Origin of the sequence: Martinezella hainanensis, assembly GCF_900094555.1 — a bacterium.
GTDB lineage: Bacteria > Pseudomonadota > Alphaproteobacteria > Rhizobiales > Rhizobiaceae > Rhizobium > Rhizobium hainanense.
Window position 1 is genome coordinate 722,318 of sequence record NZ_FMAC01000001.1, and the last position, 19,593, is coordinate 741,910.

Annotated in this window: 19 protein-coding genes; 10 read left to right on the forward strand and 9 right to left on the reverse strand. The window is 59.2% G+C overall.

Translation table 11 applies throughout. The annotated features are described in order from the left end of the window. The first annotated feature begins 320 nt into the window (after window positions 1-320). The 3 genes from GA0061100_RS03485 to GA0061100_RS03495 are packed head-to-tail and all read left to right on the forward strand — an operon-like array spanning window position 321 to window position 3,509. Entirely contained in the window at window positions 321-1,730 is a 1,410-nt protein-coding gene (locus tag GA0061100_RS03485) for a circularly permuted type 2 ATP-grasp protein (RefSeq protein ID WP_075851223.1), read from the forward strand. Window positions 1,731-1,736: 6 nt separating this feature from the next. After that, window positions 1,737-2,678 (forward strand): alpha-E domain-containing protein, encoded by a 942-nt coding sequence (locus GA0061100_RS03490; protein WP_075851224.1) that lies wholly within the window; start codon window positions 1,737-1,739, stop codon window positions 2,676-2,678. A 12-nt stretch (window positions 2,679-2,690) separates the two neighbouring features. Then, the gene (locus tag GA0061100_RS03495; protein WP_075851225.1) at window positions 2,691-3,509 is read left to right on the forward strand and encodes a transglutaminase family protein; all 819 of its coding nucleotides are present in this window, start codon (window positions 2,691-2,693) and stop codon (window positions 3,507-3,509) included. Window positions 3,510-3,590: 81 nt separating this feature from the next. Here GA0061100_RS03495 and GA0061100_RS03500 read toward each other — a convergent pair whose 3' ends face one another. Then, on the reverse strand, window positions 3,591-4,223 hold the full coding sequence (locus tag GA0061100_RS03500; RefSeq protein ID WP_075851226.1) for a TetR/AcrR family transcriptional regulator: 633 nt from the start codon (window positions 4,221-4,223) through the stop codon (window positions 3,591-3,593). 108 nt (window positions 4,224-4,331) lie between these two features. Here GA0061100_RS03500 and GA0061100_RS03505 point away from each other — a divergent pair, with 108 nt between their 5' ends. Then, window positions 4,332-5,081 carry an SDR family oxidoreductase gene (locus GA0061100_RS03505; RefSeq protein WP_075851227.1) on the forward strand — a complete coding sequence of 250 codons (750 nt, stop codon included), beginning with the start codon at window positions 4,332-4,334 and terminating at the stop codon, window positions 5,079-5,081. Window positions 5,082-5,148: 67 nt separating this feature from the next. On the opposite strand, the gene araD is transcribed toward GA0061100_RS03505, so the two are convergent. The 6 genes from araD to chvE all read right to left on the reverse strand — a co-directional run bounded on the left by araD (window position 5,149) and on the right by chvE (window position 13,488). Continuing rightward, on the reverse strand, window positions 5,149-6,894 hold the full coding sequence (gene araD / locus GA0061100_RS03510) for an L-arabinonate dehydratase (RefSeq protein WP_075851228.1): 1,746 nt from the start codon (window positions 6,892-6,894) through the stop codon (window positions 5,149-5,151). Window positions 6,895-6,957: 63 nt separating this feature from the next. After that, entirely contained in the window at window positions 6,958-8,391 is a 1,434-nt protein-coding gene (locus GA0061100_RS03515; RefSeq protein WP_075851229.1) for an aldehyde dehydrogenase family protein, read from the reverse strand. 66 nt (window positions 8,392-8,457) lie between these two features. Next, the gene (gene araD1 / locus GA0061100_RS03520) at window positions 8,458-9,456 is read right to left on the reverse strand and encodes an AraD1 family protein (protein ID WP_075851875.1); all 999 of its coding nucleotides are present in this window, start codon (window positions 9,454-9,456) and stop codon (window positions 8,458-8,460) included. A 117-nt stretch (window positions 9,457-9,573) separates the two neighbouring features. Next, window positions 9,574-10,782 (reverse strand): multiple monosaccharide ABC transporter permease, encoded by a 1,209-nt coding sequence (gene mmsB / locus GA0061100_RS03525; protein ID WP_075851230.1) that lies wholly within the window; start codon window positions 10,780-10,782, stop codon window positions 9,574-9,576. Then, window positions 10,779-12,317: a multiple monosaccharide ABC transporter ATP-binding protein gene (gene mmsA / locus GA0061100_RS03530; protein WP_075851231.1), complete on the reverse strand. Its 1,539-nt coding sequence runs from the start codon at window positions 12,315-12,317 to the stop codon at window positions 10,779-10,781. The genes mmsB and mmsA overlap by 4 nt, the downstream gene beginning before the upstream one ends. A gap of 106 nt (window positions 12,318-12,423) precedes the next feature. Continuing rightward, window positions 12,424-13,488: a multiple monosaccharide ABC transporter substrate-binding protein gene (chvE, locus tag GA0061100_RS03535; protein WP_075851233.1), complete on the reverse strand. Its 1,065-nt coding sequence runs from the start codon at window positions 13,486-13,488 to the stop codon at window positions 12,424-12,426. A gap of 273 nt (window positions 13,489-13,761) precedes the next feature. Between chvE and GA0061100_RS03540 the strand changes: the two genes are divergently transcribed. Together GA0061100_RS03540 and GA0061100_RS03545 are read left to right on the forward strand one after the other, a co-directional pair. Next, window positions 13,762-14,769 (forward strand): LysR family transcriptional regulator, encoded by a 1,008-nt coding sequence (locus GA0061100_RS03540; RefSeq protein WP_075851235.1) that lies wholly within the window; start codon window positions 13,762-13,764, stop codon window positions 14,767-14,769. A 61-nt stretch (window positions 14,770-14,830) separates the two neighbouring features. Continuing rightward, window positions 14,831-15,304: a hypothetical protein gene (locus GA0061100_RS03545; RefSeq protein ID WP_075851237.1), complete on the forward strand. Its 474-nt coding sequence runs from the start codon at window positions 14,831-14,833 to the stop codon at window positions 15,302-15,304. Here the strand turns inward: GA0061100_RS03545 and GA0061100_RS03550 are convergent, their stop codons facing one another. After that, the gene (locus GA0061100_RS03550; RefSeq protein ID WP_075851239.1) at window positions 15,305-15,568 is read right to left on the reverse strand and encodes a hypothetical protein; all 264 of its coding nucleotides are present in this window, start codon (window positions 15,566-15,568) and stop codon (window positions 15,305-15,307) included. Window positions 15,569-15,799: 231 nt separating this feature from the next. Between GA0061100_RS03550 and iolG the strand changes: the two genes are divergently transcribed. The 4 genes from iolG to GA0061100_RS03570 all read left to right on the forward strand — a co-directional run bounded on the left by iolG (window position 15,800) and on the right by GA0061100_RS03570 (window position 18,286). Then, window positions 15,800-16,792: an inositol 2-dehydrogenase gene (gene iolG / locus GA0061100_RS03555; RefSeq protein ID WP_075851876.1), complete on the forward strand. Its 993-nt coding sequence runs from the start codon at window positions 15,800-15,802 to the stop codon at window positions 16,790-16,792. 155 nt (window positions 16,793-16,947) lie between these two features. Continuing rightward, the gene (locus GA0061100_RS03560; RefSeq protein WP_075851240.1) at window positions 16,948-17,262 is read left to right on the forward strand and encodes an ArsR/SmtB family transcription factor; all 315 of its coding nucleotides are present in this window, start codon (window positions 16,948-16,950) and stop codon (window positions 17,260-17,262) included. Next, window positions 17,259-17,618: an SRPBCC family protein gene (locus GA0061100_RS03565; RefSeq protein WP_075851242.1), complete on the forward strand. Its 360-nt coding sequence runs from the start codon at window positions 17,259-17,261 to the stop codon at window positions 17,616-17,618. The genes GA0061100_RS03560 and GA0061100_RS03565 overlap by 4 nt, the downstream gene beginning before the upstream one ends. A gap of 44 nt (window positions 17,619-17,662) precedes the next feature. Further along, window positions 17,663-18,286, forward strand: a complete 624-nt coding sequence (locus GA0061100_RS03570) for an ATP-dependent Clp protease proteolytic subunit (protein WP_075851244.1) — start codon at window positions 17,663-17,665, stop codon at window positions 18,284-18,286. Window positions 18,287-18,341: 55 nt separating this feature from the next. Here GA0061100_RS03570 and GA0061100_RS03575 read toward each other — a convergent pair whose 3' ends face one another. Next, window positions 18,342-19,583 (reverse strand): ROK family transcriptional regulator, encoded by a 1,242-nt coding sequence (locus GA0061100_RS03575; protein WP_075851245.1) that lies wholly within the window; start codon window positions 19,581-19,583, stop codon window positions 18,342-18,344. Window positions 19,584-19,593 lie beyond the last annotated feature (10 nt).

Genomic DNA, 19,593 nt, shown 5'->3' on the forward strand with positions numbered 1-19,593 from the left:
GCTGATAGCCGATGGCGGTTGAGCGGTCAAAATCGATCTGCTGAAAACAGTAATCAATTTTTCTTCATGTCCGGCGAACCACCGCCCTGGTTTCAGAAACTTCCGCCACTACCCAGGCGTTCAGTCCGCAAAAGAAGCAGATGCTCAAATTTTGATCCAAACATTGCGACAAGACCCGGCAAGCAACAGCCACCTTACTCTTAAATGCCTGTAAATCCGGCATTTTTCGATATTGCGAAATTCGCGATGGCAACTGCGCATAGTTCTTGCATTGTAAAAACCGTTGTATTCAAATGGGTAAAAACACGGGGACCGCACCTTTGGCATTTGATGAAATGATTACTGCGGATGAAAGTCCGCGCGCGCCTTACGAGAAATACTTCGAGTGGTACTCAGGCCAGGACAGAGGCCACCTCATTGCCAAATCCCGCGATGCGGAAACCATCTTCCGAAAAACGGGCATTACCTTCGCGGTCTACGGACACGCAGACTCCTCCGAAAAGCTCATCCCCTTCGACATCATCCCCCGCATCATATCTGGCCGCGAATGGCGCAAACTCGCCCAGGGCATCGAACAGCGGGTCGTTGCTCTTAACGCCTTCCTCCACGACATCTATCACAAGCAGGAAATCATTCGCGCCGGCCGTATTCCGCGCGAGCTGATCGAGAAGAACGACGCGTTCCTGCCGGAGATGATCGGCTTCCGCCCGCCCGGCGGCGTCTACACCCACATCGTCGGCACCGATATCGTGCGTACCGGCGAAGACCAGTTCTATGTACTCGAGGATAACGCCCGCACACCGTCCGGTGTCAGCTACATGCTGGAAAACCGCGAAACGATGATGCAGATGTTCCCTGAGCTGTTTCACCAAAACAAGGTGCAGCGCGTCGAGGATTATCCGCTGTTGCTGCGCCAGAGCCTGGCGTCACTCGCCCCTCCCGGCTGCAAAGGCAAGCCACGCGTCGCCGTGCTGACGCCCGGCATCTACAACTCCGCCTATTACGAGCATTCCTTCCTCGCCGACATGATGGGTGTCGAGCTGGTCGAAGGCTCGGATCTGCGCGTCATCGACGGCAAGGTGAAGATGCGTACGACGCGGGGCTATGAGGCGATCGACGTGCTCTATCGCCGCGTCGACGACGATTTCCTCGATCCCCTCACCTTCCGCCCGGACTCCGCGCTCGGCATTCCCGGCATCATGGATGTCTACCGCGCCGGCAATATCACCATCGCCAACGCGCCCGGCACCGGCATTTCCGACGACAAGGCGATCTATTCCTACATGCCCGAGATCGTCGAATTCTACACCGGCCGCAAGCCGATCCTCGAGAACGTGCCGACCTGGCGCTGTTCGGAGCCCGACAGCCTGCAATATGTGCTCGATAACCTCGCCGATCTCGTCGTCAAGGAAGTCCATGGCTCCGGCGGCTACGGTATGCTCGTGGGACCGACTGCGACGAAGAAGGAGCGGACGGCCTTTGCCGAGAAGCTCAAGAGCAAGCCGAACAACTACATCGCGCAGCCGACCCTTTCGCTGTCGACCGTGCCGATCCTCGTCAACAAGGGCATTGCGCCTCGGCATGTCGATCTGCGGCCCTATGTCCTTGTCTCCGACAAGGTACGGATCATCCCCGGCGGGCTGACCCGCGTGGCGCTGAAGGAAGGCTCGCTGGTGGTCAATTCCAGCCAGGGCGGCGGCACCAAAGACACCTGGGTTCTGGAGGACTGATCGGACATGCTGGGAAGAACCGCGAATGGCCTCTACTGGATGTTCCGTTACATCGAGCGTGCCGAAAACATAGCCCGCCTGGTCGATGCCGGCCAGCGCATGTCGCTGACCCGCAGCGACGCCGTCGATGACGACTGGGATGGCGTCCTGCAAAGCGCCGGCGTGCGCGAAGCCTATGACGAAGTGCATAACAAGCTGACGGGTGCCGACGCGATCGATTATCTGATGCGCGACCGCTCCAATCCGTCGAGCGTCATGTCCTGCATCGAATACGGCCGCAACAATGCCCGCATGGTGCGCACCGCGCTGACCCGCGACACTTGGGAAGCAACCAACGAGTGCTGGATCGAGCTGAAGTCGCTCCTCGGCAAGAAGCTGAAGACGGCCGAACTGCCCGAAACGATCGATGTCATCAAGCAGCGTGCCGGCTTGATCCGCGGCGCCTTCCATGGCTCGATGCTGCGCAACGAGCTCTATAACTTCGCCCGCATCGGCACCTTCATTGAGCGCGCCGACAATACGGCCCGCATCCTCGACGTGAAATATTACGTGCTATTGCCATCCGTCTCGCATGTCGGCTCCTCGCTCGACAATGCGCAATGGGAATCGATCCTGCGATCGGTCTCGGCCCATCGGGCCTATAAATGGGCCTACGATCCCGAATACAAGCCGGCCAATATTGCCGACTTCCTGATCCTGAACGGCCAGATGCCGCGTTCGCTCGCCTATTGCTACGACAAGATTGTCAGCAATCTAGGTTACCTCAGCTCCGAATACAAAAAGCAGCTGCCGGCGCACGATACCGCCGACGCCATCCGCCAGTCGCTGCAGAAGCTGACGATCAAGCGCATCATGGATCAGGGCCTGCATGAGTTCCTCGAAGATTTCGTTGCCCGCAACAACAAGCTGGGCGCCGAGATTTCCGACGGCTATCGGTTCTACGAATAGGCGGGCGATATCATGAGATTGACGATCAACCATATCACGGAATATCGCTACGACGAGCCGGCCCAATTCTCGCTGCAGCGGCTGCACTTGACGCCGCTGACCGGCGTCGGACAGACGGTCATCGATTGGAAGCTGACGGTCGAAGGCGCCAAGCCGGAAGTGGAGTATGACGACCAGTTCGGCAACCGCACCACGCTCGTTTCTCTCGATGGACAGCAGGACGCAACGAAGATCATCGCGACAGGCGAAATCGAGACGCAGGATCTCAACGGCGTTATCGGGCTACATCAAAGCTTTAGCCCGCTCTGGCTTTTCCTGCGGGAATCGCCGCGCACGAAGGCAGGAAAGCTGACGAAGGAACTGCTGCGCAGCGTTTCCGGCGACAATGAGCTCGGCAAGATGCATGCGCTGATGAAGGCGATCCACGAAACCGTGGAATACAAGCCGGGCACCAGCGACACCGAGACGACAGCGGAACAGGCACTGGAGGCAAAGAGCGGCGTCTGCCAGGATCACGCTCATATCTTCCTCGCCGGCGCCCGGGCATTGCAGATCCCGGCCCGCTATGTCTCCGGCTATCTGATGATGGAAGGCAAGAACGAGCAGGCAGCCACGCATGCCTGGGCGGAAGCACATATTCCCGGCCTCGGCTGGGTCGGTTTCGATCCGGCGAACGACGTCTGCCCCGATGCTCGCTATGTCCGCATCGCGACCGGCCTCTGCTATCGCGACGCGGCGCCGGTTTCCGGCATGCGCGTCGGCACGCCGGGTGAGACCCTTATCGTCAAGGTGACGGTCGCGAGCCAGGGGCAGAGTCAGAGCCAGAGCTGATACCGGCATCTCCGGGAAGAAAAGCCGGACGTCTCTATCGTTAGCCAGGCATCCCGACGCCGGAACTACAGTTGATTTTCTCTATTCTACCCTGTGCGCGACAAGGTAGGAACGAAACATGATGGTCAGTTGCCTTTCCGCTTCGATGCCATCACCAGGGCTCAAGACTTTATGGCAAAAGGCCGGAACGGTTCCATAAAGGGTTGCGATCAGTGTTTGTGCAATCAGACCCGCATCGGCAAAGCGGCCATCAACGGCACCGGACAGGGTCGCCTCGATAGCCCTTGTACTGCGCTGGATCGCCGACTCAATTAGCTTTCGAGCATCGAGTTCCAAACCGATACGGTAGAGCGCCGGAGAAACCTCGGCCCGCGCTATTTGCACCTGGAGGTAAGCTTTTACCACGGCTTCAGCTATCGTCTCGACGGTAGCATGACGAGTTTCGTCACACGCCTTTTCTATCGCTTCGGCAAGCATCACAAGATGCCGCTCCAGCACGGCAAAAAGCAAAGCCTGCTTGTTGGGGAAATACTGATAGAGCGTCCCGACCGAAACGCCCGCACGACGTGCCACACGCGTGGTGTTGAAACGAATTAGACCATCACTCAACAAAACCTGAATGGTTGCTTCGAAAATCGCGTCCACGGTTGCGATGGAGCGGCCCTGACGCGGGGATTTCCGGGGGGTTAGCAGTGGTCGGAGGCCGTTTTCCATAAGCGAATCCAAAACCTGAATGATGCTTCATATATAACTTCCGGCCCCGCTACTCCAGCAATAGTGCGGTTTACGTCGGGCGCATTCAGAGACGTATTGGAGACGAATATGGGTAAATTGGACGATAAGATCGCTGTTATCACCGGCGGCAATTCAGGAATAGGGCTGGCGACCGCCAAGCTGTTTGCACGCGAAGGCGCAAAGGTCGTCATTACCGGCCGCGATCAGGCGACGCTCGATGCCGCGGCACAAAGCATCGGGCATGGTGCCGACGCGATCCGCAGCGATATTTCCAGGATGTCGGATATCGAAGCACTTCGCGATCATGTGGAGAACAAGCATGGTCGGGTCGATATCGTCTTTGCGAATGCCGGCGGCGCGCGACCAAACATGTTTGAATACATGTCGGAGGAGGAGTTCGATTTCACGATCGTTAACACGTTCAAAGGGACTTATTTTACGGTGCAGAAGCTTCTGCCGCTCATGACCTCTGGCGGCTCGATAATCCTGAACACATCAACCCTGAGCACACAGGGTCGTCCGTATGTCAGCGTCTATTCGGCGGGGAAAGCCGCCATCCGCTCGCTGGCACGGTCGCTCACCGTCGAGCTGACCGGAAAGGGTATCCGCGTGAATGCCGTGGCACCTGGCTATATCGATACCGATCAAGCGCGGAAAGCAGGAGTGAGCGAGGAGATGATCGAGCAGACGAAGACCCAGGTGCACGCCCAAATTCCGATGCACCGCAGCGGCACAGTCGACGAGATCGCAAAAGCGGTCCTGTTTCTCGCCTCCGATGACTCGTCCTACGTGACGGGCAGCGAATTGTGCGTCGATGGCGGCTGGGCTCAAGTATAATAGCGATCCCGGCACTCCTTGTGAGTGCCGGGATTAATTATGCGTAACGAATTTACCAGTTCAAGGTCTAGTGGCTGTCGCGGTTGTTCGGAATTTCCGAACCACGCGGGCCGACGAGGAAGTCGAGGTCGGCGCCGGTGTCGGCCTGCATGACCGACTTCACATAGAGACCGCCGTAACCGCCGTTGAGCGGCTTGACCGGGGAAACCCAGGCGGCGCGACGCTTTGCCAGTTCCTCGTCCGACACTTCGAGCTGGATGGTGCGGGCGGGAACGTCGACGGCGATGATGTCGCCATTCTGAACCAGCGCCAGCGGGCCACCATCGGCAGCTTCCGGCGCGGTGTGCAGGATGACGGTGCCGTAGGCCGTGCCGGACATGCGCGCATCCGAAATGCGGATCATGTCGGTGATGCCCTTCTTCAGCACCTTCGGCGGCAAGCCCATGTTGCCGACTTCGGCCATGCCCGGATAACCCTTCGGGCCGCAATACTTCAGCACCATGACGCAGTTTTCGTCGATGTCGAGATCGTCGCGGTTGATGCGGGCGTGGTAGTCTTCGATGCTTTCGAAGACAACGGCACGGCCCTTGTGCTGCATCAGATGCGGCGAAGCGGCCGACGGCTTGAGGACAGCGCCCTTCGGCGCGAGATTGCCGCGCAGAACGGCGATGCCGCCCGACTGAGTCAGCGCCTTTTCACGAGGTACGATGACATCGTCATTATAGTTGACGACATCCTTGACGCCGGCCCAGATCGTGTCGCCAGTGACGGTGATCGCATCCTTGTGCAGCAGGCCCATTTCACCCACGGCCTTGATGACGACGGGCAGACCGCCGGCATAGTAGAACTCTTCCATCAGATGCTTGCCCGACGGCTGCAGGTTGACGATCGTCGGCACTTCGCGGCCGAGGCGATCCCAATCATCCAGCGACAGATCGACGCCGATGCGGCCGGCAAGTGCCAAGAGGTGCAGAACGGCATTGGTGGAACCCCCGACGGCGCCGTTGACGCGGATCGCGTTTTCAAAGGCTTCCTTGGTCAGGATGTCTGATGGTTTCAGATCTTCCTTGACCATGTCGACGATGCGACGGCCAGAAAGCTGCGAGATGACGCGGCGGCGTGCATCGACGGCCGGGATAGCGGCGTTGCCGGGCAAGGTCATGCCAAGCGCTTCGGCCATAGACGCCATGGTCGAGGCCGTACCCATGGTCATACAGCTGCCGGCCGAGCGGGCCATGCCCTGCTCCGCATCCATGAATTCATCCAGCGACATCTCGCCGGACTTGACCATTTCCGAAAACTGCCAGATCGCTGTGCCGGAGCCGACATCCTTGCCGCGCCACTTGCCGTTCAGCATCGGACCACCGGAAACGAGGATGACCGGAATGTCGACGGAAGCCGCACCCATCAGCAGGCTCGGCGTGGTCTTGTCACAGCCGCCGAGCAGCACGACGCCATCGACCGGATTGCCGCGGATCGCTTCTTCGACGTCCATGGCCGCGAGGTTGCGGAACATCATCGCCGTCGGACGCAGCGTGCTTTCGCCAACGGAGAAAACCGGGAATTCGACAGGAAAGCCGCCCGCTTCGTAAACGCCGCGCTTTACGCGCTCTGCAAGGTCGCGCAGATGCGCGTTGCAGGGCGTCAGCTCCGACCAGGTGTTACAGATGCCAATGATCGGACGACCGTCGAACGTATCGGCCGGCAGGCCCTGGTTCTTCATCCAGGAGCGATGCATGATCGCGTTCTTGCCGGTGCCGCCGAACCAATCGTAGGAGCGCAGTCTGCGCGGCCATTCAGCTTTCTTTTTCATAGTCTCGGTACCTTTTGTGTCGCCCGGGCCGCCTCGTTCGCGCCCGGGCTTTGAATTCGATGGTCAGGCCAGCGTGTAGGCGGTCTTGACGGTTGTGAAGAACTCGGCGGCATATTTGCCCTGCTCGCGCGGGCCGAAGGACGAGCCCTTCCGGCCGCCGAACGGCACGTGGAAATCGACACCCGCCGTCGGCAGGTTGACCATCACCATGCCCGCTTCCGCATTGCGCTTGAAATGCGTCGCATGCTTCAGGCTCGTCGTCGCAATGCCAGAGGAAAGCCCGAACGGCGTGTCGTTGGCGACGGCCAAGGCTTCCTCGTAATCCTTGACCCGGATGACCGAGGCAACCGGCCCGAAGATCTCTTCGCGGCTGATGCGCATCTGGTTCGTCGCCTCGGTGAACAGCGTCGGCTGCAGGTAGAAGCCGGGCGTGTCGCGGTTGACGAGCTCGCCACCGAAAGCAAGCTTGGCGCCTTCCTGCCGGCCGATCTCGATATAGTCGGTATCCGTCTTCAGCTGCTTGGCATCGACGACCGGGCCGATATGCGTGCCGGACTTCATGGCGTTGTCGACGTTGAGTGTCTTCAGCTTCTCCGTCAGTGCCGCTACGAACCGGTCGTGAATGCCCTCGGTGACGATCAGGCGCGACGAGGCCGTGCAGCGCTGGCCGGTCGAGAAGAAGGCGGAATTGGCTGCCGCTTCGACGGCTACAGTTAGATCGGCATCGTCAAGCACGACCATCGGGTTCTTGCCGCCCATTTCCAGCTGATACTTGCGGCCATGCTCGACCGAAGACAGCGCCACGCGCTTGCCCGTGCCGACCGAGCCGGTAAAGGTGATGCCCGAGAGAACCGGGCTATCGAGCATGGCCTGGCCGACAACCGAGCCCTTGCCCATGACGAGATTCAGGACGCCCTTCGGCAGGCCGGCGCGATTGAGGATATCGACGATCGCCCAGGAGCAGCCGGGCACGAGATCGGCCGGCTTGAAGACGATGGTGTTGCCATAGCAGAGCGCCGGCGCGATCTTCCAGGCCGGAATGGCGATCGGGAAGTTCCAGGGGGTGATGACGCCGATGACGCCAAGCGGTTCGCGGGTAATCTCGACACCGATATTTGGGCGCACGGACGGCAATACCTCACCCGCCAGGCGCAGCGCCTCGCCGGCGAAGAATTCGAAGATCTGCGCGGCGCGGATGGTCTCGCCAATCGCCTCCGGCAGCGTCTTGCCCTCTTCGCGAGCCAGCAGCGCGCCAAGTTCGTCCTTGCGGGCCAGGATCTCCTCGCCGGCTTTCTTCAGGATCGTGTGGCGCTCCAGGATGCCGGAGCGCGACCAGGCCGGAAAGGCGGCCTTGGCCGCAGCGATTGCGTCCGCAACATCCTGCGCGCTCGCGCTCGCATAGAGGCCGACGACCTCGTTCGTATCCGACGGATTGATGTTCTCGCTCCCCGTCGTCCCAGTCCACTCCCCGGCGATCAAGTTCTGATGAATGCTCATGGCGTCATGCCTTCCTGGATCGTATTGAAACTGCCCGGCCGATCCCTAGCGGCCGGGCTCGACAAATTACAGCTGGCGAACAGCCACGTCTTCCTCGGCATCGACTGCCAGCGGATTGCGCAGCGGCAGGCCGAATTCGCCAACCTCGATTTCGAAGACATCGCCGACTTCCGGCTTGATGCCTTCGGCAAACGAGAGCGTCGCGGTACCGAACATGTGCACATGCACATCGCCGGGAACGCGGAAGATGCCGTACTTGAAGTGGTGATATTCAAGGTTCGCAAAGGTGTGCGACATGTTCGCTTCGCCCGACAGGAACGGCTTTTCGAAGATCACCTTGTCGCCGCGCTTGATACGGGACGTGCCGCGAATATCCTCCGGCGCTACGCCGACGCGGATTTCCGGACCGAAGCTCGCCGGGCGCAGCTTGGAATGGGCTAGATAGAGATAGTTGATCCGCTCGGTGACGTGATCGGAAAATTCGTTCGACAACGCAAAGCCGATGCGGAACGGCGTGCCGTCCTTGGCGATGACGTAGATGCCGGCCATTTCAGGTTCTTCGCCGCCGTCGAGTGCGAAGGACGGAGACACGAGCGCGGCGCCCGGAGCCGCAGCGCCATAACCGTTGCCCTTGTAGAACCATTCGGGCTGCACACCCTTCTCGCCAGCCTTCGGCTTGCCGCCCTCGATGCCCATCTTGAACATCTTCATGGAGTCGGTCAGCGTCTCTTCGGCAGCTTCCGTCGTCTTCTTGTGCATGGAATCGCGCGTTGCGGCCGAGCCGAGATGCGTCAGGCCGGTGCCGGTCAGGTGCAGATGCGCGGCGTCGGGATGCGTGATCGGCGGCAGGAAACGGCCTTCGGCGTAGACTTTGTCGAGATCGATCGCCTCGCCGAGACCATGGGCCTCGATGACCGACGCCAGCGACTTGCCGCTGTCGGCGGCTTCCATTGCAAGCTTGTAGACGCTGCCGCCATTGACGACGGCCTTGGCAGTTTCGCCGGGACCGTTACGGACGGCGACGACGATCTCGCCATTCGAACCCTTGATCTGCGAGATGAGCATGTCTTTCATCCTTTCCTAACAGACAGAGATCGGATGCAGGATCCCGTTCCGGCTCTCATCGAGAGCCGGCTCTGTCATGGATTTGGTTTTAAAAGCCTCGGTTGATCGCTTGAGCGATCAACCCTTGTTCTTGTTGTAGACGTCGATGAACACGGCAGCGAGCAACACTGCACCCTTGATCATCTTCTGGGAGTCCGTCTGGTAGCCGAGGATCGACATGCCCTGGTTCAGCACGCCCATGATCAAGGCGCCGATAACGGCACCCGTCACCTTGCCGACGCCGCCGGAAGCCGAAGCGCCACCGATGAAGCAGGCCGCGATCACGTCAAGCTCGAGACCGTCGCCGCCCTTGGCGGTGGCCGAGTTCAGGCGCGTCGCGATGATGATGCCGGCGATACTGGCGAGGATACCCATGTTGATGAAGGTGTAGAAGGTCAGCTTTCGGGTATCGATACCCGAAAGCTTCGTCGCCTTTTCATTGCCACCCATGGCATAGATGCGGCGGCCGATCGTCGTGCGCTGCGTGGCGAAACCGTAGAGGGCGATCAGCAGCAGCATGAGAACAAGAACGTTCGGCAGTCCTCTGTAGGAAGAGATCTGGTAGCCGATGAAAATTGTCGCGGCGGCGATTACAAGATTCTGGCCGATAAAGAAGCTGAAAGGCTCGACATCGATGCCATGTTTCTCGTTCACGCTGCGACCGCGCCACGCGAGGAGGAACATCACAATCGGGATGGCAATGGTCAGGAAGATCGATGTCGAATGAATGCCGCCCATGTCCATGAAATCGGGAAGGAAGCCGGTCGCGACGATCTGGAACGCCGGCGGGAACGGGCCGATACTGCTGCCGTTGCCCGTCGTGTTGATGATGGCATAGGTCAGGCCGCGGAAGACCAGCATGCCGGAAAGCGTGACGATAAACGATGGAATGCGATGATAGGCGATGAAATATCCGTGCCAGGCGCCGACCGCGGCCCCCATCAGAAGACAAATGACCGTCGCGAGCGCCAGGTTCATATGCATCTGCACGACCAATACGCCTGCAACCGCGCCAACGAAGCCGACCACCGAACCGACCGACAGGTCGATATGGCCGGCCACGATGACCAGCAGCATGCCAAGCGCCATGATGACGATGAACGAGTTCTGCAGCACGATGTTGGTCAGGTTTTGCGGCCTGAACAGAACGCCGTTGGTGAGATACTGAAACAGCAGCATGATGACAACGAGCGCGATCAACATGCCGTATTCGCGGATGTTGTTGCGGATATGATCGCCGATCGAAACGACGTGGCTGCTTTCTGTGGCTGGGTTGGCCGAACTCATTGTTGTTTCTCCCCTGAGCGCATGATAGCGCGCATGATGCTCTCCTGGCTTGCCTCTGCCTTCGGCAGTTCGGCAACGATTCGACCTTCGTTCATGACGTAGATGCGGTCGCAGGTACCGAGAAGCTCAGGCATTTCCGATGAGATCATCAGAACGCCCTTTCCGTCGGCGGCAAGCTGGTTGATGATGGAATAGATTTCGTACTTGGCGCCGACGTCGATGCCGCGCGTCGGTTCGTCGAGGATCAGGACGTCCGGATCCGAGAACAGCCACTTCGACAGCACCACCTTCTGCTGGTTGCCGCCGGATAGGTTGCCTGCCTCCTGGAAAACACCGGACGAACGGATGCGCAGCTTGGCGCGATAGTTCGTCGCCACCTGCAGCTCGCGTACGTCGTCGATGACCGTTGCCTTGGAGACGCCCATCAGATTGGCAAGCGTCGTATTGTGCAAGATATTGTTCGTCAGAACGAGGCCGAGCTGCTTGCGGTCTTCCGTCACATAGGCAAGACCGGCGTCGATGGCCTTGCGAACGGTGCTGGTATCGACCTGCTTGCCGTCTACGAACACCTCGCCGCTGATCTTGTGGCCATAGGACTTGCCAAAGACGCTCATCGCGAATTCGGTGCGCCCCGCACCCATCAGGCCGGCAATGCCGACCACTTCGCCCTTGCGCACATTGACGTTGATATTGTGCAGAACCTGACGATCGCGGTGCTGCTGATGGAACGCATTCCAGTTCTTGACTTCGAAGATCGTCTCGCCGACCGGCACCGAGCGCGGCGGATAGCGGTCAGCGAGCTCGCGGCCGACCATGTTGCGAATGATGATGTCTTCGCTGATCTCTTCCTCGTGGCAGTTCAGCGCCTTCACCGTCATGCCGTCGCGCAATACCGTAATCTGATCGGCCACCTTGCGCACTTCGTTGAGCTTGTGCGTGATGATGATCGAGGTGATGCCCTGGTTGCGGAACTCCATGAGGAGATTGAGGAGAGCATCGGAATCGCTTTCGTTGAGCGATGCCGTCGGCTCGTCGAGAATGAGAAGCTTGACGCTTTTCGACAAGGCCTTGGCGATCTCGACGAGCTGCTGCTTGCCGACGCCGATGTCGGTCACGAGCGTATTCGGAGATTCCCTGAGGCCGACCTTGGCAAGGAGTTGCTTGGTGCGGGTGAAGGTTTCCTGCCAATTGATCATGCCATTGGCGACGACTTCGTTGCCCAGGAAGATATTTTCGGCAATCGACAGAAGCGGAACGAGCGCCAGCTCCTGATGGATGATGATGATGCCGATTTCTTCGGAGTCCTTGATGGTCCTGAACTGGCGAACCGCGCCATCATAGTAGATGTCGCCGTCGTAGGTGCCGGCCGGGTAAACACCCGAGAGCACCTTCATGAGAGTGGACTTGCCGGCTCCGTTTTCGCCGACCAAAGCATGAATCTCGCCCTGACGGACTTTCAGATTGACATTTTCCAGGGCGTTCACACCGGGGAACGACTTGGTGATGCTCCGCATTTCGAGGATGGTATTGTCCATTGTCCGTATCCAACGCCGCGACCGAACATAGCAGACCGCGCGATCGTCTTAAATATCAAAGCCAGGGCTCGCATTTTCGGCGAGCCCTGACCGCTATGTCGGAAGATTACTTCAGCTGATCAGCCTTGTAGTAACCGCCTTCGACGAGGATCTTCTCGTAGTTGGTCTTGTCGACTGCGACCGGGGTCAGCAGGTAGGACGGAACAACCTTGACGCCGTTGTCGTAGGTCTTGGTGTCGTTGACTTCCGGCGTCTTGCCTTCCATCAGGGCGTTGACCATGTTGACGGTGACCTTGGCGAGGTCACGGGTGTCCTTGAAGATCGTGGAGTGCTGCTCACCAGCGATGATCGACTTGACCGACGGAATTTCGGAGTCCTGACCGGTAACGATCGGGAGCTTCACACCGCCGGAACCGTAACCGACGCCCTTGAGCGAGGAGAGGATGCCGATCGACAGACCGTCGTACGGAGACAGAACGGCATCGACGTGAGAGTCGGTGTAGTAGGCCGACAGCAGGTTATCCATACGAGCCTGGGCCGTTGCCGGGTCCCAACGCAGCGTACCGACCTTGTCCATGCCCATCTGGCCGGACTTTACGACCAGCTTGCCGCTGTCGATGTAAGGCTTCAGGACCGACATTGCGCCGTCATAGAAGAAGAAGGCGTTGTTGTCGTCCGGAGAACCGCCGAACAGCTCGATGTTGAACGGACCCTTGCCATCCTTGAGGCCCAGGGCATCGACGATCGAGCCAGCCTGAAGAACGCCAACCTTGAAGTTGTCGAACGTGGCGTAGTAGTCGACGTTGCCGCTGTTGCGGATCAGGCGGTCATAGGCGATGACCTTGATGCCGGCATCGTGAGCCTTCTGAAGAACGTCGGACAGCGTGGTGCCGTCGATCGAAGCGATGACGAGGACCTTGTCGCCCTTGGTGACCATGTTCTCGATCTGCGAGAGCTGGTTCGGGATGTCGTCGTCGCCATACTGCAGGTCGGTGCCGTAGCCGGCAGCCTGGAGCTGCTTGACGATGTTGTTGCCGTCATCGATCCAGCGAGCCGAAGCCTTGGTCGGCATAGCGATGCCTACCGTGCCCTTGTCCGCCGCGAAGGCAGGTACCACCAGCGTAGCGACGCCGAACGCAGCGCCGGCCATCAATGAGATAATGGATTTCATTACTCTCTCCCTTGTTGATAATGTGGCGGACAAAAAATGCCCGCCCGAAACTGCGGCAGGTTCCGTAGAAGGAATGATTTACTTCTAATTGTGAGAAACGAAGTAGGTCTCCTCCACGCTCTCACGGTTTATGAGCTGTACCCAGCGCACAATCGGCAAACTCGTACGATTTCGTATAACTGTCAAATAGAATAACTGGCTAAACATATACCAAGTTTGGTATAATGTTAAAAAATAGTACTTTTTTGCCGATGAATGGGAAATTTGGCCGCTATGGAGAAAATATATAACGATTATGTGAGCGATGGCATTGAGATTCATTCCGACAGTTTTCGCGATGATGCACTGCTGAAAGCCGGTTTGAAGCTCAATCACCTGCGCATGATCGTCACGATCGAGGATCACGGGCAAATCTCCGCGGCCGCTGAGTCCATGAACATGTCACAACCTGCGGCTTCACGCATGCTCTCAGAAATGGAGTCGATTGTCAAAAGCCCGCTGTACGAGCGGGTCGCCAGAGGCGTCATGCTGACCCCTTTCGGTCTCGCGCTCGCCAAGCGGGCGCGCAAAATCCTGCTGGAGCTGCGCGAGGCAGGCCGGGAGCTTGGCGCCTTGCGGACCGGCAAGGGCGGCTCGGTCTTTCTGGGAGCGGTGACTGCGCCGGCGATCAGCCTTGTCGTCCCGGCCATCCAGCGCGTGACGCGCACCTATCCCGGCATAGAGATCAATATCGAGGTCGAGAACAGCAATGTGCTCGCTCGCGAACTGCTCGCCGCCCGTCACGACTTCATTATCAGCCGCATCCCGGATGATCTCGATCCGCGCCTGTTCACCGCCCATGAGATCGGCGTTGAAAAAGCCTGTCTGGTGGTTCGCAACGGACATCCGCTGCTTGAAAAGGGTGTTGCCGGCCTGCATGATCTGGCCGGTTACGACTGGGTGTTCCAGCCGCCAGGAACATTGCTGCGACGCAAGGTGGAGGATATTTTCCTCGCCGCCGGCGTGCCGCTGCCGGAAAATGTCGTCAATACCTCGTCCCTGCTTCTGACGCTTGCGGTGGTCTGCAAGACCGATGCGATCGCGCCGATCGCGCTCGACATGGCGCAATTCATCTGCGGACAAACGTCTCAGGCCGGCGAATCCTCTATCCTGCCGATCGATTTCGATATCGACGTCAGGCCCTACAGCCTGATTACAGCCCGCGAACGCGCCATGCCGCCGAGCGCGCGCCTGCTGCATGACATGATCCTGGAAGAGAGCCGCCATCTCTCGCCGACATAAATGCAAGCCATAAGCTCCGCGCCAACTTCCACTCCTATGAAGCTTGGCGTGGAGATCACGCATGCTGTTCAAGCAATCATTGTTTCAATCCGTGCTCGACCGCCTCGACAGCGAAGAGGAGGTTTCAGAACAGGAAGAGGCCGCGCATCGCATCCGCGGCCTGAATGTCAGCTTTGCAGCAACGGTGCTGGGTGGCGAGACGCCCGAGACGCAACGGCCCGACGAAGCCTATCGTGATAACCTTGGCGATCCCATCATTTTGCCTGAAATTGAGCCGGAGCCCGAACCTGCGCCGCAGGCACCACAGCCGCCGGTCATGCCAGAACATCTGGCCCGAACGTCGCGGGAAGAGGTCGCTGCCGAGCTCGCAATCACCGCCGACCTCACGCGCGAAGCCCTGCAGGAAAAACGCCGCAGCTTCGCCAAGGCCAATCATCCAGACAGCGTCGCCGCCCTTTTCCGCGAACAAGCGACGACGCGCATGATGCTCGCCAACCAACTGATCGACGAAGCCATACGCCGCCTCAGGCGGTGATTATTTCTTGTCCTCCGATGGTGGCTCATCATCTTCGCCGGCATCGTCCTGTGGGTTTGCTTCGCTTGCCGCTTCGGGCGGTTGCGGCTTGAAATTCAAGAGCAGCATCCAGGCCGAATAGGCGCCGAGCGCACCCGACAGCATCGCCCAGAATGGCTGCGAACCGAGGGTTTCGACGGCTGCCCAGCCAAAGCAGACGGCCACGATGAGGATGCGCACCCAAAGTGGCTTGTAGAGCGGATGGCTGGGATCAATCAGTTGCATGGGTCTCTTTTGCCTGTTCAAGAAGACATGTCTTTAGCGCATCATCAGGAAAATTGTGAAGCCGTCCGGATAAAATAAGGTTTCGCAGGTGGATTTCGGCTAAGCCGATATCGAACAGCGATTTTGAGAATTGTGAAGTCCATGCGGCTTGACGTCGTCGCCGGAAAATGGAATGAAAATTCCATAGAAATTTATATTCGGTCCATTTATTCCGAATCCAGGGAGGTAGAAATGACTGTCAGATTTGGTCTGCTCGGTGCTGGACGCATCGGCAAGGTGCATGCGAAAGCCGTCAGCGGTGATGCCAACGCCAAGCTGGTCGCCGTCGCGGATGCGTTCCCCGCGGCTGCGGAAGCGATCTCGGCCGCCTATGGCTGCGAAGTGCGCACCATCGAGGCGATCGAAGCTGCCAAGGATATCGATGCCGTCGTCATCTGCACGCCGACCGATACCCATGCCGATCTCATCGAGCGCTTCACCCGTGCCGGCAAGGCCGTCTTCTGCGAAAAGCCTGTCGATCTCGACGTCGCCCGCGTCAAGGCCTGCATCAAGGTCGTCGAGGAAACCAAGGGCAAGCTGATGGTCGGCTTCAACCGCCGCTTCGACCCGCATTTCATGGCGGTGAAGAAGGCCATCGACGAAGGCCGCATCGGCATCGTGGAGATGGTGACGATCACCTCGCGCGACCCCGGTGCCCCGCCGGTTGACTACATCAAGCGCTCCGGCGGCATCTTCCGCGACATGACGATCCATGATTTCGACATGGCGCGCTTCCTGCTCGGCGAAGAGCCGGTGGCCGTGACCGCAACCGCCGCCGTACTGGTCGACAAGGCGATCGGCGAAGCCGGCGATTACGACAGCGTTTCCGTCATCCTCCAGACGGCATCCGGCAAGCAGGCGATCATCTCCAACTCGCGCCGCGCCACCTATGGCTACGATCAGCGCATCGAAATCCACGGCTCGAAGGGCATGGTATCAGCCGAAAACCAGCGCCCCTTCTCCATCGAAGTCGCCAATGGCGATGGCTACACCCGCCCGCCGCTGCATGATTTCTTCATGACGCGCTACACGGAAGCCTATGCCAACGAGATCGCAAGCTTCATCGCCGCGGTCGAAAAGGGCGGCGCCATCACGCCGTCGGGCACCGATGGCCTAGCCGCGTTGAAGCTGGCGGATGCCGCTCTGCAGTCGGTCAAGGAAGGCCGCCTGGTAAAGATCGACTAAGCAATCCCGGTTCCCGCAGGGAATACGGTTCTCCCAAGAAGTCCGCCGCGAATCGCTTCGCGGCGGACTTTTTTATGCCCGCTTCGCCTCGGAGTTCGATGGTACTCCTGCGGAAACATCTTGCGAATCACATAAGTCTATGCTTATCTGTTCTCATGATAGAGAATGAGATATTCCGGGCTTTGGCCGATCCGACCCGCCGCGCCATCTTCGAGAAGCTGGCGACAGGCGGCATGAACGCCAGCGCCCTGCGCGAAGGTGTTGATATCAGCCAGCCGGCAATGTCCCAGCATCTTGCTGTCCTGCGGAGTGCCGGACTGGTCAGGGAAGAACGACAGGGGCGTTTCGTGAATTACGAAGTCGATCCGGAGGGGCTTACCCTCATTGCCCAATGGTTGGCGAAATACCGCGCCTACTGGCCCGCCCGCATCGAAGCTCTCGAGGTCTTGTTGAAGGATATGGACCAATGAACCATCCGAATATCCCCTCGCGGAAAAACGCCATCGAACTGCAATATGAATTCAGCGAGCCGCCACAGAAGGTCTGGCGTGCAATCAGCACGCCCGAGCTTCGGGAAAACTGGCTGCCGAAGGAAGCTTTGGCTGAGCCCGAGGCAATATCGATCACACCGGGCGAAGAGGTCCGCTACAGACTGCGGGACGACACGCCGCCTTTCCTCGAAAGCACCGTGACTTTCAAAATATCTTCGAATGCAAACGGCGGCACGAGCCTGCGGATCATCCATGAACTTGATGATGTGCGGCTTCGCGAAGCCGAGAGGACTGCGGCAAACAACAACAGCCTGACCGTCATGCGCGCCGCCTGACGCGCCAGATCTAGCAACAATTTCAAGAACATTGGAGGTCGCCGATGCGCGAAGCGATGCAACTCGTCCCTATGGTCGTGGAACAATCCAGCAGAGGAGAGCGGTCCTTCGACATCTATTCCCGCCTGCTGCGCGAGAGGATCATCTTCCTGAATGGCGAGGTGAACGATGACGTCTCGGCCCTCGTCTGCGCGCAACTGCTGTTTCTTGAGGCCGAAAATCCTAAGAGACCGATCCATCTCTATATCAACTCCCCCGGTGGCGTGGTGACCAGCGGTCTCGCGATGTACGACACCATGCGCTACATTCGTGCGCCGGTGTATACGCTGTGCATGGGCACGGCTCGTTCCATGGGCTCGTTCCTCTTGATGTCGGGCCAGCCGGGCGAGCGCAGCGCACTTCCAAACGCCAGCATCCATATTCACCAGCCATTGGGCGGCTTCCAGGGACAGGCATCGGACATCTTTATCCACGCTGAAGAAATGAGACGAACGAAGCATCGCATGACGCGGCTTTATGCCGAGCATTGCGGTCGTTCCTATGAAGAGTTCGAACGTGCCATGGACCGCGACCATTTCATGACGGCGGAGGAGGCTTTGGAATGGGGCCTGATCGATCGCATCCTGCACGTCCGTGAGGATGATCAGCCTCTGGGCTTGACGGATTGATCGAGCTGGCGAAGCAGCGGTCGGGCACATGCCCACGTCCTGCCTTTATCGCCTCTCAACCCGCCTGATCGCGCAACTCCACGACCGAAGCTCCCCTCTTCACGATATCATTGTCGATGATCGAAAATGCGCGGTTCAGATGTCCTTCGAAGACGAGCGTCGGCTCGTCGACGATAACGCGCAGCTCCGGCATGCCCTCCATGCGCACGACATGCGATTCCGCCAAACCTTCCGTTATGCCCTCGATCAGCAGATCGTAGTAGCGTACGCCCGGACCCGTGATGACGATCGGCATCCGCTCATGCAGGCTCAAGACACGCGAAAGGCCATTGCCGAGCGCCAGGCCGGCCTGGCGAAAGGCCAGCACGTTGCGACGCCCGCCCTGGCGTGCACTCGCGGCGATCTTGTCGAGCTCGGCGATTGGCACGAACTTCGCGGGGATCGTGTCAAGTGGCACGTCGAAGGCCGTGCGCAGCATGGCGTAGAAACCGGCATAGGCCTCGATACATCCGCGCGCGCCACAGCGACAAAGACCGCCGCCCGGCACATGCATCATATGCCCGAAATTCGGCGCCGATATTTGGTGATTGCCTTCGTGGTCTCGCCGCACGATGCCAAGCCCGATGCTGTGACCGAGTGACAGCGCCGCCATCGCGCGGAAATCGCCATGCTTATTGGTCTCCTCCTGCCGCCCCAGGGCCGCGGCTACCAGCAGAGTCTCGTTGCCGAGAATGATTTGCGCCGACCATTCGTCGCGAAGCACGGCGGCGAAATCGATTTCCTCACGCCCGAAGATCGGCGACCAGCGCAGCACCGGCTCGGACGCATCGACGAGCCCCTTGCTGCTGATCGAGATCATCAGCACCTTGTCGCGCGGCAATTGCGAGCGGGTGACGATGCGGCTCAAGGCATCGCGCAATCCGGCCACGAAGCGCTCGACGCCCGTGGCGTTCTGCTGCCTGTCCTCGGTAAAGCGGTCTATCAGCCGGCCGGTATAGTCGACGAGGGAATATTGCACGGCATCCGACGAAATGACGACGACGATCAGATAGCCGCAATCGCGCCGCTGCGAAAACAGTACGCGTGGCCGGCCGCGGCCGCTGCCAGCCTGTTGTTCCGCCTTTTCGATGATCTGCGCCCGCTCCAGATCCGCCGTGATGACCGATACGGTCGCGGAGGAAAGCTTCGTGAAATCAGAAAGCTCGGTATGGGCGAGCGGGCCATGCCGACGCAGCGCCGACAAGACCAAAGCGCTGTTCTTTTGACGGACCAATTCGGTGCTCGATTTGGCCAGCATTGGCAAACTC

What these genes read in the sequence shown, in the direction of transcription:
- GA0061100_RS03490 (WP_075851224.1), top strand. Translation starts at nt 1,737, where the DNA reads ATGCTGGGAAGAACCGCGAATGGCCTCTACTGGATGTTCCGTTACATC.
- GA0061100_RS03495 (WP_075851225.1), top strand. Translation starts at nt 2,691, where the DNA reads ATGAGATTGACGATCAACCATATCACGGAATATCGCTACGACGAGCCG.
- GA0061100_RS03500 (WP_075851226.1), bottom strand. Translation starts at nt 4,223, where the DNA reads ATGGAAAACGGCCTCCGACCACTGCTAACCCCCCGGAAATCCCCGCGT.
- GA0061100_RS03505 (WP_075851227.1), top strand. Translation starts at nt 4,332, where the DNA reads ATGGGTAAATTGGACGATAAGATCGCTGTTATCACCGGCGGCAATTCA.
- araD (WP_075851228.1), bottom strand. Translation starts at nt 6,894, where the DNA reads ATGAAAAAGAAAGCTGAATGGCCGCGCAGACTGCGCTCCTACGATTGG.
- GA0061100_RS03515 (WP_075851229.1), bottom strand. Translation starts at nt 8,391, where the DNA reads ATGAGCATTCATCAGAACTTGATCGCCGGGGAGTGGACTGGGACGACG.
- araD1 (WP_075851875.1), bottom strand. Translation starts at nt 9,456, where the DNA reads ATGCTCATCTCGCAGATCAAGGGTTCGAATGGCGAGATCGTCGTCGCC.
- mmsB (WP_075851230.1), bottom strand. Translation starts at nt 10,782, where the DNA reads ATGAGTTCGGCCAACCCAGCCACAGAAAGCAGCCACGTCGTTTCGATC.
- mmsA (WP_075851231.1), bottom strand. Translation starts at nt 12,317, where the DNA reads ATGGACAATACCATCCTCGAAATGCGGAGCATCACCAAGTCGTTCCCC.
- chvE (WP_075851233.1), bottom strand. Translation starts at nt 13,488, where the DNA reads ATGAAATCCATTATCTCATTGATGGCCGGCGCTGCGTTCGGCGTCGCT.
- GA0061100_RS03540 (WP_075851235.1), top strand. Translation starts at nt 13,762, where the DNA reads ATGGAGAAAATATATAACGATTATGTGAGCGATGGCATTGAGATTCAT.
- GA0061100_RS03545 (WP_075851237.1), top strand. Translation starts at nt 14,831, where the DNA reads ATGCTGTTCAAGCAATCATTGTTTCAATCCGTGCTCGACCGCCTCGAC.
- GA0061100_RS03550 (WP_075851239.1), bottom strand. Translation starts at nt 15,568, where the DNA reads ATGCAACTGATTGATCCCAGCCATCCGCTCTACAAGCCACTTTGGGTG.
- iolG (WP_075851876.1), top strand. Translation starts at nt 15,800, where the DNA reads ATGACTGTCAGATTTGGTCTGCTCGGTGCTGGACGCATCGGCAAGGTG.
- GA0061100_RS03560 (WP_075851240.1), top strand. Translation starts at nt 16,948, where the DNA reads ATGATAGAGAATGAGATATTCCGGGCTTTGGCCGATCCGACCCGCCGC.
- GA0061100_RS03565 (WP_075851242.1), top strand. Translation starts at nt 17,259, where the DNA reads ATGAACCATCCGAATATCCCCTCGCGGAAAAACGCCATCGAACTGCAA.
- GA0061100_RS03570 (WP_075851244.1), top strand. Translation starts at nt 17,663, where the DNA reads ATGCGCGAAGCGATGCAACTCGTCCCTATGGTCGTGGAACAATCCAGC.
- GA0061100_RS03575 (WP_075851245.1), bottom strand. Translation starts at nt 19,583, where the DNA reads ATGCTGGCCAAATCGAGCACCGAATTGGTCCGTCAAAAGAACAGCGCT.